The organism is Cupriavidus sp. C1SS-2L (genome assembly GCF_057073735.1).
Window position 1 is genome coordinate 283073 of the sequence record NZ_CP172709.1, and the last position, 16057, is coordinate 299129.

The following is a 16057-nucleotide window of genomic DNA, read 5'->3' on the forward strand; positions in this document are numbered from 1 at the left end:
AGGACTCTGCAGACGTTCTGGCGCTTACGCCCCTATCTCACGTGTATCGCGCGGCCGGACCGATTGTTCCGTGTCGGCGCAACTGTGGCAAAACGGAACAGTTGCCGCGCTGGCGCACGCCTTCAGCGTGGCTGGAACACGATGATGGCCATGCCCCCGAACGCCACGCCCACGCCGGCGAGATCCCAGGCGCTGGGCCGCACGCCATCGACGAGCCACAGCCACAGCACGGCCACGCCGATATAGACGCCGCCATAGGCCGCATACACGCGACCCGAAGCGTCCGGATGCAACGACAGCAGCCATGCGAACAACGCCAGCGACAGCGCGCCCGGCAGCAGCACCCACGCGCTCGCACCCTGGCGCAGCCACAGGTAAGGCAGGTAGCAGCCGAGGATTTCGGCGACGGCGGTGAGCAGGTAGAGCGCGATGGTGTTCATGCGGCAGTGTGGTCTCGGGTCAGGTGCCGCACTGGGTAGTGGCGGGGGCTGGAGGATCAATCGCGCAGTATACGGGCACGCGTGTCCCCGTCTGGCCGTGGCTGGCCTATGCTTGGATCGAAGTTTCTTGGACTGATCAGGAGATGGCGATGCCCCTGCGCTCGCTCCGCGCCGTACTGGCTGCCGGCATCATGGCCGTGTCGGTCACCACGGTCTGTGCCCAGGGCACAGTGCCACCACGCGTCCAGAGCTATCCAGTGCCGGCCGGCGCGCATCCGCACGACGTTGCGCCCGCGCCCGATGGCGCGGTGTGGTACACGGCCCAGAGCACGGGCGAGCTCGGGCGGTTGGACCCCGCAACCGGCAAGACCATCCATATCCCGCTCGGCGAAGCCTCCGCGCCGCATGGCGTGATCATCGGACCCGATGGTGCTGCGTGGGTGACGGACGGCGGCCAGAACGCGATCCTGCGGGTCGACCCCGGAACCCATGGCGTGAAGCGTTTTCCGCTCCCTGCCGGACAGGCCAATGTCAATCTGAATACCGCCGTGTTCGATACGCGCGGACGTCTGTGGTTCACGGGGCAGAACGGGGTCTACGGTGAACTGGACCCCGCCAGCGGCCACATGCGCATGTTCGATGCGCCGCGAGGCCGGGGCCCGTACGGCATTGCCGTGACGCCGAAAGGCGATGTCTATTTCGCCTCGCTGGCCGGGGATTACATTGCCCGCATCGACACCGCCACCGGCGCCGCGCAGGTCATGACGCCACCCACGCCAAAGTCAGGGCCGCGCCGCATCTGGTCCGACTCGAAGGGGACGCTGTGGATCAGCGAATGGACCGCCGGCAAGCTGGGCGCCTATGATCCCGGCACGGCCCGCTGGCGGGAATGGAAGCTGCCAGGCGATAGTCCGCATGCCTATGCGATGTATGTGGATGAGCAGGACAAGGTGTGGCTGAGCGACTGGGGCAGGAATGCCGTGCTGCGCTTCGACCCGCAGGCCGGCAAGTTCGAGACCTTTACCAGTCCACGGCCGGATGCCAATGTGCGACAGATGTTGGGTCGACCGGGAGAAGCGTGGGCGGCGGAGTCAGGTACGGATCATCTGGTTGTCTATCGCTTCGGCACTGGTGCGCCAAGATGAACCTGCGGACAGGATGTCGACTGCCCTGCGCGTCTATGCGCGATCCACCGGCCGGGGCGAGATAAGCGGGGCGCGCCGGCGCTGCAGCACAATCATGGGTAGTAGCGTCATCAGATACGCGGCGCAGACAAAGGCATAGGTGTATTGCAAGCCCGCTGTCTGGCTCAGCCAGCCGCCGAGCGTAATGCCGGCTATCGCGGACATCTGGGTCACGCTCTGTGTCATGCCGAGCAACTGGCCTTGGCCCGCGTCGCCCGCTGCGCGCGAAATCATCGCGGTCAGTACCGGTGTTGTGGCCCCCAGAAGCAGGCCCCACAGGAAGTAGACGGCAACAAATACCGCGATGCTGCGCGTCACCGCCGCCACCGCAGCGAGCGCGGCACAGGCCGCTACCACGCAGCCGATGCGTCGCAGCGCGTCGTCCGCCTGCCGTCCTTCGAAATAGCGTGCCCATGGCGCAGCCGATACGATGAAGCCCAGCGCCAGCAAACCGTAACACAGTCCCACCACCCAGTTGCTGACAGCGAAGACCGAGCTGACATAGAGCGAGAACGGTGTCTGCGGCATCATCCGGCTGATCAGGAGCAGGCCCATGGTGCCAAGCAATATCAGCATCTGTGGCGAATAGCGCGCAACGCCGTGACCGGTGCTCGTTGCAACCGGGGGGGCGGACGGTGCCGGCGGCACAGTCGGCAGGCATGTGGCGACGGCGGCCGCGCAGGCCGCGCACAGTGCCGCCGCGATGACATTGATCCAGTAGAAGGACGCGACGTCCAGGATCAGCCCGCCTGCCACCGCGCCGAGCAGCGAGCCGACGTTGGTGGAAACTTGCAGGAAGGCGAACAGCCGCCCGCGCCGCAGCGGGCTCTCGATGCTGACACCGTAGGCCTGCGCCGGCGCGATATAGCCGGCGCAGGCGCCTTGCAGGAAGCGCAGCGCGAGAATGGTCCAGACGTCCTGTGACCAGGCCAGCGCCAACTGCGTCAGGCATAGCCCGGCCAGCGCGCGCACCATCATCGGCTTGTGGCCATAGCGATCGCCGATGCGGCCCCAAAAGGTGCTGGTCAGCACGATACCAAGCATCGGGCCGACGTAGACGGCGATGCCGGCGAAGCCGAACACCGCGTCGGAACTGCTCATCGCGCGCAGATGAATGGGCCAGAATGGGCCGCTCATTTCCATCGCGCCCATGGAGATGCACTGCAGCACGAAGAGGAGCCGGATCTGGCGCGCGGTTTGCCTGGGGTCGCTTCGGGTGGTATCCGCGGTTCCGCGCATCAGGCCTCTTTCCCTTGACGCAAGGGGTTGGTGAGCCCGTGCTGCAGCCGGTAATCGCTGTACTTGAGCAAGTGCATACGCAGCAGCGAGCGGGTCGACCATGGGTCTTCGAGAAAGATGCGCTGTTCTTCTGCCCAAAATGCCGGATCGACGCGTGCCTGCACGGCGTCGAAGGCTGCGATGGTTTCTTCGCGCAGGATTTCCCACAACCTTGCCGTGGAGAACCCATAGGTGTGGAAGAGTCCTAGCGCGATCTCGTGCAGATGGCTGACGAAGCAGGCGTCGATCACGAATGTGCGCACCGGTTCGATGTCGCCATCGAAGACCGTCGGCAGGATGCCGGGCCAGGCGTACGGGCGCAACGTCAGACCGCGCGCCGCCAGTAGCGGCGCATAGGTGCGGCCATCGCCGAAGTCGCGTACCAGCAGGCGCTGGGCCTGGCCGTTGGCGTCGAACAGCACTTGCGTGTTCTGCTGATGCGCTTCCAGTGCGATGCCGTAGAGCAGGTAGATGGCAATGACCGGCCGCGTCACGGTGCGGGCGTACTGGCGGAACCAGCGCTGCGCAGCGTCCTGCGCGGTGACGTCGCCGGCGCCGGCCTCTACCAGTTCGGTGAACAGCGGGCCGCCGCCGTCGGGGCGCTCGGTAAAAAGCGCTGCGACCGTGACAGGGAGGCAGCCGTCGTCGCGGTCCAGCGCCGGTACGCTGGCGCGGAACACTACGGACAAGTGCTTGCCGGGCGCGTCATCCTTCGTCAAGGCATTGCGATAATGCCAGGCTATCTCTTCGGGAAATATTTCCAGTGTGCGGCCAAAGCCGTCTTCCGTCTTGAGGATGTGCTCGATCAACGCGCTGATGCGCGGTCCCATGTGGATCGACTTTGCCTGGAGGCTGCGCTGCTCGCTGGTCATCCACAGCGCCACAGGCAGCTTGATGAACGGTGCGGTCTGCGGCGTCGCCGGCAGCACGGTGCGGAAGGACATGGTCGGCAGCGTGGGCAGGTCGGGGCCATCGACGATCAGGATGCCATCGGCAATCTCGTTTGCGTAGGCAGATCTGACATGGGCGTTCAGGTGCCAGCTATGGATCGGCATCGGCAACCAGTCCGATTCGCACAGGCCGCGCGCGTTCAGCCCGGTTTTCCATGCTTGCCACAGCGACGGGAACTGCGTGGCGAACCATGCATGCGCGTCCTGGACATGGGGCATGCGTTCCACATAGGCCATGTCCGCGCGCAGCGCGCCGATGCGCACGTTCACCCGCGCCTGGCATTCGGGCGACAGGGCGAGCACTTCGTCGTCACGCAGGCCCGGCTTTGCCTTCCAGGTCGGGTAGTAGGGATGCCCTTCAAGGGCACCCCACTGATCAAGCAGCATGGCGGCATCTCGCGTGCTGACATGCCGGCGCAGGTAGTCGGTCAGCCGCACGACGCCGGCCTCGGCCATGTCGGATCGCAGTGCGGTGGCCCAGCCTTGGCGGTGCATGCGCACATTGGCGTCGTTGCGCACACTGTTGAGCATGTCGGCCTTCAGTCCATCGACGCCAACGTCGCGGGGCGCGAAATCGAAGCTGTCGCGCAATGCATCAATCAGCGCCTCATGCGTGTCCAGTGGAAGGTGCATGCCATCGGCGCGCAGCAGCGTGATGCTGCCGTGATTCACGAATGTATCGGCAGGGGCTGCCTCGAGGTCGTCGAAGTAGACAATGGCCTGCTGTTTCCACAGCGGGAACCATGCCTGGCGCCCGTGCGGCGCCAGCACCAGTCGGGTCTTGTCGAGGATGCCCTCGGCGAACAGGCAACGGACCAGCCGACGCAGCGCATTTCGGCGCGAAAATGCCGTGTCGGCTTCACCGTTGGCGGCAGGATCATCGGTTGCAGTGGTGGTGCGGCTTGCGGACTGTAGATTCAGCATGGTGATTACCGTGGCCAGAATTCAGGAAAATAGTCGAGGGCGGAGCCGCGCAGGCCGCCCATGTAGGTGACGTTCCATTCGAAGATCTCGCGCAGGTGAGGGGTGTCCACCCCCAGCCGCCGGGCCATTTCCACCAGCGTCGCGAGCCCATACGCCACATCTTCGTGGAACGCGCGGCTGGACGTGTCGACGAGGTAGCCGCCGCTGGTCGGCACCAGTGGGGCCTCGATATCGGCGTAGGCGCGGTTGGTGCGCAATACCGACAGCATCGTCGACGGGTCCTGGATCTGATCGCCGTAAGCGTCGACGATCTCCTGCCTGAGTGGCTTGACGGAAGACAGATCCACGCCGAGCCGGCGCGCGACCGCTTGGCACAGGCGCTGGCTTTCCTCGTCGGCGCGCTCCAGAAAATGTGCGCTCAGTTCCGGGCAGTCCGTCCACCAGCACAAGGGCGTGGGCAATGCACGGCCGTGCCACTGCCCATAGGGACCGATCAGTCCGTAGATGACGGCGCTATGCATGATCGGATTGCCCGGAGTCAGCGTGATCTCCAGGTAGCTGTCGAGCAGCTCCACCGATGCGTCGTACAGCCTGTTCAGGTGCGAGAGCAGGGCCTGCCGCGCCGCACGCTGTTCGCGCGCATGGCAGCCAACGTAAAGCCGTTGCTTGGCGCCGCCCATGCGCACGCTGACGCCGGGGTCGAGCGCGAATGCCGTATGCGGCACGTCTTTCATGCCCCAGATCACCGCGTTGGGCCGTTGCGCAAGTAAAGCCCCTGCCAGCCAGTCAAAGCCGCAGAAGCCCGGGATAGCGCCGACATAGACGGCTTTGCCTTCCGGCAAGTGGGCCACGATCTCCCGCAGCAGCGAAGGTCTTGCATGGGCGGGCACGGTGATGATGACGATGTCGGCATCGCGCAAGGCGACGGCAGGGTCGTCAGTCACCATGCCCGCGCTGGCCGTGAGCGTGGCGCCGTCCGGCAGGAGGCCACTCAGCATGGCATCCTGCCGCGCGGCGATGTGATGGTTCCGGGTCAGCAGCTTCACGCGCACACCGGGCCGTTGCGCGAACAGGATGGCGTTCAGGTGTCCGGTGCGGCCGCCGCCGCAGACTGTCACGCACAGCGGTGGCGCGCTCATGCGGCATTCAGGCGCAGGACGTCGGGCGCGACCTCGTCGCGGCACGTGGCCTTGCCAAGCCATGCGTCCAGGCGCTGCCATACCTGCGGCGCGAGCAGGTTGCGCGCCCGCAGCCAGTCCTCGTCGAAGACGGTGTGCAGGTACTTCTCGCCGCCGTCGGCCACGGGGACGACGACGTTGCCGCGTATTTGGCTGTCATGGATGGCCTCCAGCGCCTTGTAGATGGCGCCACCGGTGGAGCCGCCCACCAGCAGCCCGGTCTGGCGGGCCACGTAGCGCGCGGTCTCGAAGGCCTGCGCATCGGTGACCTGTACGCCCATGTCGATGCAGCTGTAGTCGAGCACGAGCCCGACCGTGTCACCCTGCGGCGTGCCCGTGCCCGACTGGTAGTAGGGGTGCCCAGGCATGCCGAACACGATCGATCCGGACGGCTCGACCGCAATGGTTACAGCGTCGGGATTGAACTGCTTCACGCCGCGGGCGATGCCGGTCATCGAGCCGCCGGTGCCGACGCAACCCACGAACGCATTGACTTCGCGCGCCTGGGCAAAGGTCTCTCGGACGAATTCGAGGTAGCCGCCGGCATTGGCCGCATTGTCCGACTGGTTCATGAATACGGCGCCGGGCGTCTGACTGGCGATCTCAGCAGCGAGGCGCTGGCGCTCCACCACGGCGACTTCGTTTTCTTGGAAATTGCCTTCTACGTAGCGAATCTCGGCGCCCAGCGCGCGCATGACGGCGATCTTGTCCGGCGCCGCGTGGTGGTCAACCACGGCAATGAAGCGCAAGCCGAATTCAATCGCGGCCAGCGCCAGCCCGATGCCGGTGTTGCCGGACGACGATTCGACAATCACGCCGTTCGGTTGCAGCCGCCCGGACTTCAGCGCAGCCAACACCATATTGCGGGCCATGCGATCCTTCATGCTGCCGCCCGGGTTGTTCTTCTCCATCTTCAGCAACAGCACCGAGTCCTTGTCGGGGACGGGGATGCCCAGCATCGGTGTGTTGCCGATCAGGTCTGACACTTTCCACAGGATCATCGGGAGCTCCGTTCATTGGTCAAGGGAAAAGGAAACGCGGCCCGCGTCATCGCACTGCGCGGCCACGCGGCGTGGTATGGGGTGGCGGTGAAACTCGTTTTCGAGCAGATCCATCTGGTAGCCCGCGGTGTTGGCGTAGACCAGCAGATCGCCCGGATGGGGCAGCCCGCCGAATGGCAGCAGGCGATTGGTCAGCACGTCTTCGTCCAGGCAACTGTGGCCGGCGATATAAGCCTGCACGGGCCTTGCGCCAACGGTGCGCGGCGGTACGGCGCTGATCCATGCGGGATCGGCCAGGAATTCCGAAGCGAACCAGGTCTCGCAGGCGCTGAAGCTGCTGCCCTCCACGAATACGACGTGCCGGCCATCGCCAAGCGGCTTGCTGCGCGTCACGCGGAACACGGTGATGCCGGCCTGGGCCGCAAGGCACCGCCCGGGTTCCAGCGCCAGCGTGACGCCGCCCGCCCGCAGCCATGCCGCGATCGACTGACCCGCCGTGCACGGCGCATTGAGGAAGTCGTCCAGCCATGTAGCGGCATCGATGTGGCCGCCGTATGGATAGAAGGACGCCGGCACGATGCCGTTGCGGTAATGTTCCGGCCGCTGCGATTGCAGGAATTCGGTGTAGACGTCGGGATCGACATAGCGCACCGGCAGGCCGCCGCCGATGTCGATCATCGTTGTAGTCAGCCCCATGGAATCCGCGGCATCGATCAGTGGAAGCAGTTCGCGCAATGCCTGTGCCCGGGTCTCCCAGCCATAACCACTCAGGTGAAAGTGAAAGCCTTCGAACGCCAGTCGCTCGGTGGCACTGGCAATGTGCTTCAGGCCCTGCACCACGGTATCGGCGGCCATGCCGAAGCGGCTGCCGCGCGCCGAATCGGGACAGTAGCGCAGCAGTACACGGGCGTGGCGGCCTGCCGGCGCTCGCCGCAGGCAGGCGCATACGTCGTCCAGTTCTTCGAGCGAATCGACAGAGATCAGTGCGCCATGCGCCAGCAACTGCTCATGAAACGCCTCGGTCTTGGCCGGACCCGTCGCGCATATGCGCAACGCGTCGGCGCCGGCCCGCAGGGCATCGCGCAGCTCGTGGCGGCTCGAGACATCGATGCCCACGCCTGCCATCACCGCGGCTTTCACCAGCGCCTGTGATTTGTTCACCTTGGCGCCGTAGAAGATCTCGGCTTGCACGCAGTGCGTGGCCAGCACCGCGCGCAAGGCCGCAACGTTGTTGCGCAGCGCGTGCGGCCAAAGCACGTTGAGCGGGGACCCGTATTGCGCCACTGCCGCAGCCAGCAGGTGCGGTGCGTTGCGCAGCATCCGCGCGATCACCGGGTCCCAGAACGGTGGCAATTGCCCGGGCGGAACGGTGCGGTAGCGATCCGGCAAAGCGCGTACGGAATCATGGTCAGTCCACATGGTCTGGTCCGAGGGGGCGTTGGTGGTCAGCGATGCAGTCATGCAGTGCAAGCGCGTCTCAGAATTCAACGGTGGCGGACAGCATTACCGTGCGCGGCGCGGCTTGCGAGAAGCCGCCCCACGATGTCACACCCGACCAGTAGTTGCGGTCGAATACGTTGAGCACGTTGGCGCGGAAGGTCGTGGTCTTTCCCGTGATGCGCGTGCGATAGCGTGCGCCCAGGTCGAACGTGGCCCATGACGGCAGGCTGGCGGTATTGAGCTGGTTCACGTATTGCCTGCCCGTGTAGATCATGGCGCCGCTTACGGTCAGGCCCGCTACCCACGGCAAGTCCCATTCCGCACCAAGGTTGGCCTGAACGCGCGGCACGCCGATCGGGTCCTTGCCGACCGCGGCCGCGGTGCCGGACCTCGTGATCTCGCCATCGATCAGCGCCACGCCACCCAACAGCCGCACACCGGGCGCAACCTGGCCGAACAGGTTCAGCTCCAGCCCGCGGTTGCGTTGTTCGCCGTTGACCGAGAACACATTGCCGCCGAGCTGGCCGCTGGGCTTGCTGATCTGGAACGCGGCCAGCGTGGCGCTGAAGCGGCCGAAATCGACCTTGGTGCCGACCTCGTACTGCGTGGTCTTATACGGCGCGAACACCTCGCCCGAGTTGCTCGCCGTAGGGGGCGCCACGTCGCCCTTGCTCAAGCCCTGGACGTAGTTCGCATACAGCGACACGCGCTTCCATGGCTGCACGACGAGGCCCGCCATCGGTGTGGTGGCGCTTTCCTCATAGGACGAAGTCACGGCCCCTGTTGCGCCGAAATTGCGTGAGCGGATGCGCTGCTGCCGCACGCCCAGCGTCAACAGCACGCGGTCATCCAGCGCGGACATGGTGTCCGCGAGCGAGAAGCCCGTCTGGTCGTTATCCGAGACTTTGGGAACGCTATCGGGCGCAGGCAGACCCTGGGCCGGACGTACCACGGGGTTATAGATATTCGATGCCACGGGCGTGCCTGTGGTGTTGGCGCGGTCCAGGCTGTCGGCGTAGGCGCTCGCCTGGAAGGTCACGGCATGGCGCAGGGGGCCGGTGTCAAAGCGGCTGCGCAAGCCGGCATCGTACGTGGCGCGATCGACCTTGAACTTGTAATAGGTGGGCGTGCTCAACGTGTCGCCCTGCGCGTTGACGATTTGTGGCGTGGTGCCGAACAGGCGCGAAAGCTGTGTCCAGCCGCCGCCGGCATCGGCGAACACGGTGAGGTGGTCGTTGATGTCGTATTCCGTGCGGAACAGCAGGGACTCGTCAGTGCCGCGCGTCCATTCCCACGGCTGCGTGACGTTGCGTCGGCCGTCCGGCGCGCCTGGGATGGCCTGCAGGCCGGGCCCCATGATGAAAGCGCGGCCCGGCGCATCGATCTTTTCCTGCTGGCCAATCACGTCCAGCGAGGCCCGCAGCTGCTTGCCCTGGTAGTCCAGCGACAATGCGCCGATGCCGGCCTTGCGCGACTGGTTATCCATGGGTGTATCGCCCTGGTAGTAGCTGCCGTTGAAGCGCACACCCCATTCCCTCGATTCGCCGAAGCGCTGGCTCACGTCGACGTGGCCGCCGAACTGCGTGTCGGACGCATAGCTTGCAGTCACCGAAGCCAGGTCCTCGTGCGCGCGCTTGGGCACGATGTTGATCACGCCCCCCACGCCGCTGTTGGGGGACATGCCATATAGCATCGCGGCCGGGCCTTTGATGACTTCGAGGCGCTCCACGTAGTCGGTGAAGACGCGGTAATTCGGTGCCACGCCGTACAGGCCGTCGAATGCGATTTCGCCGCTGTTGCCTTCGCCTACCGGGAAGCCGCGGATATAGAAGTTGTCGATGTTGCCGCCGGGCAGGCCGGTGAATCGCACCGATGGATCCTTGTTGACAGCGTCAGCCAGCGTTGGAGATTGCTGGTCCTGGATCATCTGCGCGGTGTAGCTGCTCACGTTGAACGGCGCCTTCATGATGCTGGTGTTGCCCAGCACACCAAGCCGCGCACCGCGCGCGACCTGGCCGCCGGCATAGGGCGCGGGCAGGTCTTCCGGTGACGCATCGGCGGTGACACGGACCTCCGGCAAGGTTTGCGCACTGACATTGCCGGTGGCAGTGGCGCCGTCCTGAGCCCGGGCGGGGTCCAGGGTGGTCAATGCCAGCAGGCCTGCCATTGCCAGAGACGGTGCGAGACCTCGCCCAGCCGGTCGCGGGCACGCGGCCGCTATGCCTGGGAGGGTGCTGGTTGTCTGGAACGATCTCGTTGTGGTGAGGGGGACTGCCAGGGCAGTCTGACCGGGGACCGGCATGCTCAAGGTTCCTCGTTGACGTCCACAACGAGCGGTCAGCGAGGATCGGATCGTATCGGACAGGTAAGTGGTGTCAGGAGCCTATTGCAAATGCGAATCATTATCAAGTAAATTGTGCAGATAACTTGATCTGTCCGAAACCGCTGGCTGCGCCGACGCACGTGTGGCCAGCCCAAGCCTGCTTGCCGAGACCATGAACGACATCCCGGAAACATCCGCGTTGGCGCGGCACGACGCCCGCGGCTATGGCATTGCCGTGCTGCCGATTTCCTTCTTCCGCCAGTCGGAGGAGGTGGATATGGAGGGGGTATGGATCCTTACCGAGTTGATTGCCTCCGATGGCTGCTGGCTGGCACCCATTCCGGTCGAGGCATCGCACGGTATCGTGATGGATGGCAACCACCGGTTGCGCGCCGCAATGCGTCTCGGGCTCAAGTGCTTGCCCTGCATTCCACTGTGCTATGGCGATGCGCGCATTTGCGTGCGTGACTGGCATTCCGGGGAGCCATTCGATACGCGTTGCATCCTGCATACCGTGGCTGCCGGCGCGCTGCTGCCGTACAAGAGCACCCGGCACTTCTTCGAGCCGTCCTTGCCCCGCACGTCAATTCCTTTGGAGCGCCTGAGAACCCAGGGCCGGTAGCAGGGTGAGCGGCCAGAACCTGCCGCGCGATGCCGTTATCTCATTTGCGCCGCCGATGGCCACCGACCGAATCGACGATGATCATCGTACGCGCGAAGCGCGAGGCATGGTCGTACCGGCTCTATGCGAGCGGCTATCAGCCGGCACACTTCAGCGTGTATTTTGATGACCAGGGCGTGCTCCTTCTGCCGAGGTCGGCCGCCACATAAAGAAATACCCCGCTCGCGGCGGGGTATCCAACTGTGTCCGGTGTTCCGGAGCGACCTTACTGCGGTCCGAGCTTGCGGATCAGCGCATCCAGCTTTTCCATCTCGTCGGCCGTCAGGTCCGTCAGCGGTGCGCGCACGGGGCCGGCGTCGTAGCCGACCAGGCGGGCGCCGGCCTTGACGATGCTCACCGCATAGCCCTGGCGGCGGTTGCGGATATCCAGGTAGGGGAGGAAGAAGTCGTCGATCAGGCGGCCGATGGTCGCGTGGTCGTCGTCGGCGACGGCGCGGTAGAACTCCATCGCAGTGCGCGGAATGAAGTTGAACACAGCCGACGAATACACCGGCACGCCCAGCGCCTTGTAGGCGGCGGCATAGACTTCCGCGGTCGGCAGGCCGCCCAGGTAGGCCAGGCGGTCACCGAGCTTGCGGCGCACGCGCACCATCGCTTCGATCTCGCCGACGCCGTCCTTGAAGCCGATCAGGTTCGGGCAGCGGTCGACCACGCGTTCGAGCAGGTCGGCACCGATGCGCGAGTTGGCGCGGTTGTAGACGATCACGCCGATGTTCACCGCCTTGCAGACTTCCTCGATGTGATTGGCAATGCCTTCTTCGCACGCTTCGGTCAGGTAGTGGGGCATCAGCAGAATGCCCTTGGCGCCAAGGCGCTGCGCTTCCTGAGCGTAGGCGATGGCAACGCGGGTCGGGCCGCCTGCGCCAGCCAGGATGGGCACCTTGCCCGCGCAGGTTTCCACCGCGGTGCGAATCACGTTCGAGTAGTCATCCGGCGTCAGGGAGAAGAACTCGCCGGTGCCGCCAGCCGCGAACAGCGCCGATGCGCCATAGGGCGCCAGCCATTCGAGGCGCTTGACGTACGTTTCCGGCCGGAAGTTGCCTTGCGTGTCGAAGTCGGTGACTGGGAAGGACAGCAGGCCTTCCGAAATGATCTGCTTCAGTTCTTGCGGTGTCGTCATGTCTCTCATCCTGGGCCAGAGGCGGCAGTGGGTGATGGATTGGGGCAGGGCGGCGTTCCGCGTTCCTGCAGTGCGTTATCAATGTACGTCATCGTACAACTAGGCGCGACAATAGACAAGCATTCAAATGCCGGATTGCGGGAAAACCCCGGTGTCGTATCTTTGGTCAGCGCTGTTGGCGCGCGATTTCAAACCGCCAGATACCCATGTTCTGCAAAGAAAACGGAAAAAATTCCAGGGTGAATCAGGGGAAGTTGGGGTAAACGCGCACTACGATGCCCCGATCCGATCCCTATAATCTCAGTCATACGACGACATATCTCAATCCGCCTTTTGCCGTGTGGCAAGCAGGGCCATGAGGAGACCTGATGAACGCAAGCCCCACTTCCACCTCGACGACCGCAGCCGGCAGCGCAGCCACCGCGCGCCGCACCAACATCCGTTACTGGATCCTGGCGATGATCTTCATCGTCACCACGGTCAACTATGCCGACCGCGCCACGCTGTCGATCACGGGCCCCGCCATGCGCGAGGCCTTCGGTTTCAGCGCCGTGCAGATGGGCTATATCTTCTCGGCCTTCAGCTGGGCCTATGTCATGGCACAGATTCCGGGCGGCTGGCTGCTTGACCGCTTTGGCGCGCGCCGAATCTATGCGGCCAGTATCTGCCTGTGGTCGGTGTTCACGCTCCTGCAGGGCTGGGTGGGTGTGTTCGCCTCCATGGGCGCGGTGATGACCGTGCTGTTCATGTTGCGCTTTGCCGTGGGCCTGGCCGAGTCCCCCGCATTTCCGGCCAATGCCAAGGTGGTCGCGAGCTGGTTCCCCACGTCGGAGCGCGGCACGGCGTCGGCCATCTTCAACGCGGCGCAGTACTTCGCGGCCGTGGTGTTCACGCCGCTGATGGCATGGGTCACGCATAGCTGGGGCTGGCACCACGTCTATCTGTGGATGGGCGTGATCGGCATGGCGCTGGCCTTGCTGTGGCTCAAGGTCATGCGTAGCCCAGCCGACCATCCCGCGGTCAATCGCGCGGAACTCGAGCACATCGAGCAGGGCGGCGGCCTGATCCACATGAACGAAGGCGCGGCGCGCGGTGCCGGCAAGGCCGCGGCGCCGGCGGGCTGGTTCTATGCACGCCAGCTGCTGAGCAACCGCATGCTGGCCGGCGTCTACCTGGGCCAGTACTGCATCAACGTGCTGACCTATTTCTTCCTGACCTGGTTTCCGGTGTACCTGGTGCAGGCGCGCGGCATGTCGATCCTCAAGGCAGGTTTCGTGGCGTCGCTGCCGGCAATCTGCGGCTTCCTTGGCGGCGTGCTGGGCGGCATGATTTCCGACGCGCTGCTGCGCCGCGGCCATACGCTGACTGTCGCCCGCAAGGTGCCCATCGTGGCCGGCATGCTGCTGTCGGTCAGCATGATCGCCTGCAACTATGTCGATGCCGAATGGCTCGTCGTCGGCTTCATGGCGCTGGCCTTCTTCGGCAAGGGCATCGGCGCGCTGGGCTGGGCCGTCGTGGCGGATACCGCGCCCAAGGAAGTGATCGGCCTGGCGGGCAGCATCTTCAATACGTTCGGCAATATCGCCGGCATCGTTACGCCGATCGCGATCGGCTATATCCTGAGCGTCACCGGCTCCTTCAACGGCGCGCTGGTGTTCGTCGGAGTCCATGCACTGGTCACGGTGCTGAGCTACCTGGTGATCGTCAAGGACATTCGCCGCGTGGAACTCAGGCACCCGCAATAACCGCAGGAAGCACAAGCATGTCAGAACACGATTCGCAGGCAGTCAAGGCGCCGCTCTATATCCGCATCCATCCCGAGGACAACGTGGCCATCGTCGCGAACGACGGCGGCCTGCCTGCGGGCGCGGCGTTTCCATGCGGGCTGGTCCTGCAAGAGGCCGTGCCGCAGGGGCACAAGGTCGCGCTGTCCGACCTGAAGCAGGGCGATGCAGTGGTGCGCTACAACGTGGTGATCGGCTACGCGCTGAAGGACCTGCCGCGCGGCAGCTGGGTCAACGAGCGCGTCATTGAAATGCCGGTGGCGCCGGGCCTGACCGACCTGCCAATCGGCACGCGCGTGCCCGCGCCGCTACCGCCGCTGGAAGGCTATACCTTCGAAGGTTTCCGCAATCCGGATGGTTCGGTCGGCACGCGCAACATCCTGGCTATTACCACCACCGTGCAATGCGTGTCGGGCGTGGTCGAGCATGCCGTGCGGCGCATTCGCGAAGAACTGTTGCCGCGCTATCCGAATGTCGATGATGTCGTCGGGCTCGAACACACGTATGGGTGCGGCGTGGCCATCGATGCGCCCGATGCCGTGATCCCGATCCGCACGCTGCGCAATATCGCGCTCAATCCGAACTTCGGCGGCACCGCGATGATGGTGAGCCTCGGCTGCGAAAAGCTGCAGCCGGACCGCCTGATGCCGGCGGGCACCATTCCGATCCAGACCGGCGCGGGCGAGGTGCAGGTGGGCGTGGTCTGCCTGCAGGACGAGCAGCATGTCGGGTTTGCCTCGATGATCGCATCGATCATGACCATGGCCGAAACGCATCTGGAGCGCCTGAACGCGCGTCGGCGCGAAACCTGCCCGGTGTCGGACCTGGTGGTCGGCGTGCAGTGCGGCGGCAGCGACGCGTTCTCCGGCGTGACGGCCAACCCCGCAGTCGGCTTCGCCACTGACCTGCTGGTGCGCGCGGGCGCCGCCGTCATGTTCTCCGAGGTGACCGAAGTGCGCGATGGCATCGACCAGCTCACCGCGCGCGCCGCCACCCCAGAGGTCGCCGACGCGATGATCCGCGAAATGGCCTGGTATGACCGCTACCTGGAACGCGGCCGCGTGGACCGCAGCGCCAACACCACACCCGGCAACAAGAAGGGCGGACTGTCAAACATCGTCGAGAAGGCGATGGGCTCGATCATCAAGTCAGGCAGCGCACCGATCTCGGGCGTGCTGTCGCCGGGCGAGAAACTGAAGCAGAAGGGATTGATCTACGCGGCCACGCCCGCAAGCGATTTCATCTGTGGCACGCTGCAGCTTGCGGCCGGCATGAACCTGCACGTGTTCACGACCGGACGCGGCACGCCCTACGGGCTGGCCGAAGTGCCCGTGATCAAGGTGGCCACGCGCAGCGACCTGGCGCGCCGCTGGCACGATCTGATGGACGTCAACGCGGGCCGCATCGCGACCGGCGAAGCCACCATCGAGGACGTGGGCTGGGAGCTGTTCCGCCTGATGATCGACGTGGCCAGCGGCCGCAAGAAGACCTGGGCGGAGCACCACAAGCTGCATAACGCGCTGGCGTTGTTCAATCCGGCGCCGGTGACCTGAGGGCGGTTTCGACTCCGCTCCCGGGCGGCTGTCAGCTGAAGTGATTCGCTGGACGATTTGGCTCTATCACTGGTGCTGGCCTGCTAGGGCTATGCGCCCCCACGGATGTGTCGGGGCTCGTTCTTGTTTCCGGCTTAAGTATGCGGCGAAGCCGGTATTCTCAGCTGGCTCGTCGGGCACAAGGCAGGCGCCGGCTTCTA

At 65.1% G+C, this 16057-nt stretch carries 13 protein-coding genes; 5 read left to right on the forward strand and 8 right to left on the reverse strand.

Annotated elements, in window-relative coordinates; translation table 11 throughout:
• Nucleotides 1-122: 122 nt before the first annotated feature.
• Nucleotides 123-440, reverse strand: coding sequence for a YnfA family protein (locus ACIGJG_RS19020; protein WP_011299804.1), 318 nt, complete (start codon nt 438-440; stop codon nt 123-125).
• Between the two features lie 149 nt (nt 441-589).
• Between ACIGJG_RS19020 and ACIGJG_RS19025 the strand changes: the two genes are divergently transcribed.
• Nucleotides 590-1585 carry a Vgb family protein gene (locus ACIGJG_RS19025; RefSeq protein ID WP_011299805.1) on the forward strand — a complete coding sequence of 332 codons (996 nt, stop codon included), beginning with the start codon at nt 590-592 and terminating at the stop codon, nt 1583-1585.
• 33 nt (nt 1586-1618) lie between these two features.
• Here the strand turns inward: ACIGJG_RS19025 and ACIGJG_RS19030 are convergent, their stop codons facing one another.
• The 6 genes from ACIGJG_RS19030 to ACIGJG_RS19055 are packed head-to-tail and all read right to left on the reverse strand — an operon-like array spanning nt 1619 to nt 10562.
• Entirely contained in the window at nt 1619-2863 is a 1245-nt protein-coding gene (locus ACIGJG_RS19030; protein WP_220630472.1) for an MFS transporter, read from the reverse strand.
• The gene (locus tag ACIGJG_RS19035) at nt 2863-4776 is read right to left on the reverse strand and encodes an IucA/IucC family protein (RefSeq protein WP_220630471.1); all 1914 of its coding nucleotides are present in this window, start codon (nt 4774-4776) and stop codon (nt 2863-2865) included. The genes ACIGJG_RS19030 and ACIGJG_RS19035 overlap by 1 nt, the downstream gene beginning before the upstream one ends.
• A 5-nt stretch (nt 4777-4781) precedes the next feature.
• Nucleotides 4782-5915 carry an NAD/NADP octopine/nopaline dehydrogenase family protein gene (locus ACIGJG_RS19040; protein WP_483673745.1) on the reverse strand — a complete coding sequence of 378 codons (1134 nt, stop codon included), beginning with the start codon at nt 5913-5915 and terminating at the stop codon, nt 4782-4784.
• Entirely contained in the window at nt 5912-6955 is a 1044-nt protein-coding gene (locus ACIGJG_RS19045) for a PLP-dependent cysteine synthase family protein (protein WP_483673746.1), read from the reverse strand. The genes ACIGJG_RS19040 and ACIGJG_RS19045 overlap by 4 nt, the downstream gene beginning before the upstream one ends.
• A gap of 12 nt (nt 6956-6967) precedes the next feature.
• Nucleotides 6968-8416, reverse strand: coding sequence for a Y4yA family PLP-dependent enzyme (locus tag ACIGJG_RS19050; RefSeq protein ID WP_483673748.1), 1449 nt, complete (start codon nt 8414-8416; stop codon nt 6968-6970).
• Between the two features lie 16 nt (nt 8417-8432).
• Complete coding sequence (locus tag ACIGJG_RS19055; RefSeq protein ID WP_483673749.1) at nt 8433-10562, reverse strand: TonB-dependent receptor; 2130 nt, start codon at nt 10560-10562, stop codon at nt 8433-8435.
• Nucleotides 10563-10890: 328 nt separating this feature from the next.
• On the opposite strand from ACIGJG_RS19055, the gene ACIGJG_RS19060 reads away from it, so the two are divergent.
• Together ACIGJG_RS19060 and ACIGJG_RS19065 are read left to right on the forward strand one after the other, a co-directional pair.
• Nucleotides 10891-11340: a transcriptional regulator gene (locus ACIGJG_RS19060; protein WP_483673750.1), complete on the forward strand. Its 450-nt coding sequence runs from the start codon at nt 10891-10893 to the stop codon at nt 11338-11340.
• A gap of 77 nt (nt 11341-11417) precedes the next feature.
• Entirely contained in the window at nt 11418-11549 is a 132-nt protein-coding gene (locus ACIGJG_RS19065; RefSeq protein ID WP_272956359.1) for a hypothetical protein, read from the forward strand.
• A gap of 56 nt (nt 11550-11605) precedes the next feature.
• Here ACIGJG_RS19065 and kdgD read toward each other — a convergent pair whose 3' ends face one another.
• Nucleotides 11606-12520 carry a 5-dehydro-4-deoxyglucarate dehydratase gene (kdgD, locus tag ACIGJG_RS19070; protein WP_483673751.1) on the reverse strand — a complete coding sequence of 305 codons (915 nt, stop codon included), beginning with the start codon at nt 12518-12520 and terminating at the stop codon, nt 11606-11608.
• 368 nt (nt 12521-12888) lie between these two features.
• Here kdgD and ACIGJG_RS19075 point away from each other — a divergent pair, with 368 nt between their 5' ends.
• Both ACIGJG_RS19075 and garD read left to right on the forward strand, forming a co-directional pair.
• Nucleotides 12889-14265, forward strand: a complete 1377-nt coding sequence (locus ACIGJG_RS19075; protein ID WP_011299814.1) for an MFS transporter — start codon at nt 12889-12891, stop codon at nt 14263-14265.
• A gap of 17 nt (nt 14266-14282) precedes the next feature.
• Nucleotides 14283-15857, forward strand: coding sequence for a galactarate dehydratase (gene garD, locus ACIGJG_RS19080; protein ID WP_140951186.1), 1575 nt, complete (start codon nt 14283-14285; stop codon nt 15855-15857).
• Nucleotides 15858-16057 lie beyond the last annotated feature (200 nt).

Excerpts from the sequence above, each read along its gene's own strand:
- garD (WP_140951186.1), top strand. The coding sequence starts at position 14,283 with ATGTCAGAACACGATTCGCAGGCAGTCAAGGCGCCGCTCTATATCCGC.
- ACIGJG_RS19060 (WP_483673750.1), top strand. The coding sequence starts at position 10,891 with ATGAACGACATCCCGGAAACATCCGCGTTGGCGCGGCACGACGCCCGC.
- ACIGJG_RS19075 (WP_011299814.1), top strand. The coding sequence starts at position 12,889 with ATGAACGCAAGCCCCACTTCCACCTCGACGACCGCAGCCGGCAGCGCA.
- ACIGJG_RS19050 (WP_483673748.1), bottom strand. The coding sequence starts at position 8,416 with ATGACTGCATCGCTGACCACCAACGCCCCCTCGGACCAGACCATGTGG.
- ACIGJG_RS19045 (WP_483673746.1), bottom strand. The coding sequence starts at position 6,955 with ATGATCCTGTGGAAAGTGTCAGACCTGATCGGCAACACACCGATGCTG.
- ACIGJG_RS19035 (WP_220630471.1), bottom strand. The coding sequence starts at position 4,776 with ATGCTGAATCTACAGTCCGCAAGCCGCACCACCACTGCAACCGATGAT.
- ACIGJG_RS19055 (WP_483673749.1), bottom strand. The coding sequence starts at position 10,562 with ATGGCAGGCCTGCTGGCATTGACCACCCTGGACCCCGCCCGGGCTCAG.
- ACIGJG_RS19025 (WP_011299805.1), top strand. The coding sequence starts at position 590 with ATGCCCCTGCGCTCGCTCCGCGCCGTACTGGCTGCCGGCATCATGGCC.
- ACIGJG_RS19065 (WP_272956359.1), top strand. The coding sequence starts at position 11,418 with ATGATCATCGTACGCGCGAAGCGCGAGGCATGGTCGTACCGGCTCTAT.
- ACIGJG_RS19030 (WP_220630472.1), bottom strand. The coding sequence starts at position 2,863 with ATGCGCGGAACCGCGGATACCACCCGAAGCGACCCCAGGCAAACCGCG.
- kdgD (WP_483673751.1), bottom strand. The coding sequence starts at position 12,520 with ATGACGACACCGCAAGAACTGAAGCAGATCATTTCGGAAGGCCTGCTG.
- ACIGJG_RS19040 (WP_483673745.1), bottom strand. The coding sequence starts at position 5,915 with ATGAGCGCGCCACCGCTGTGCGTGACAGTCTGCGGCGGCGGCCGCACC.
- ACIGJG_RS19020 (WP_011299804.1), bottom strand. The coding sequence starts at position 440 with ATGAACACCATCGCGCTCTACCTGCTCACCGCCGTCGCCGAAATCCTC.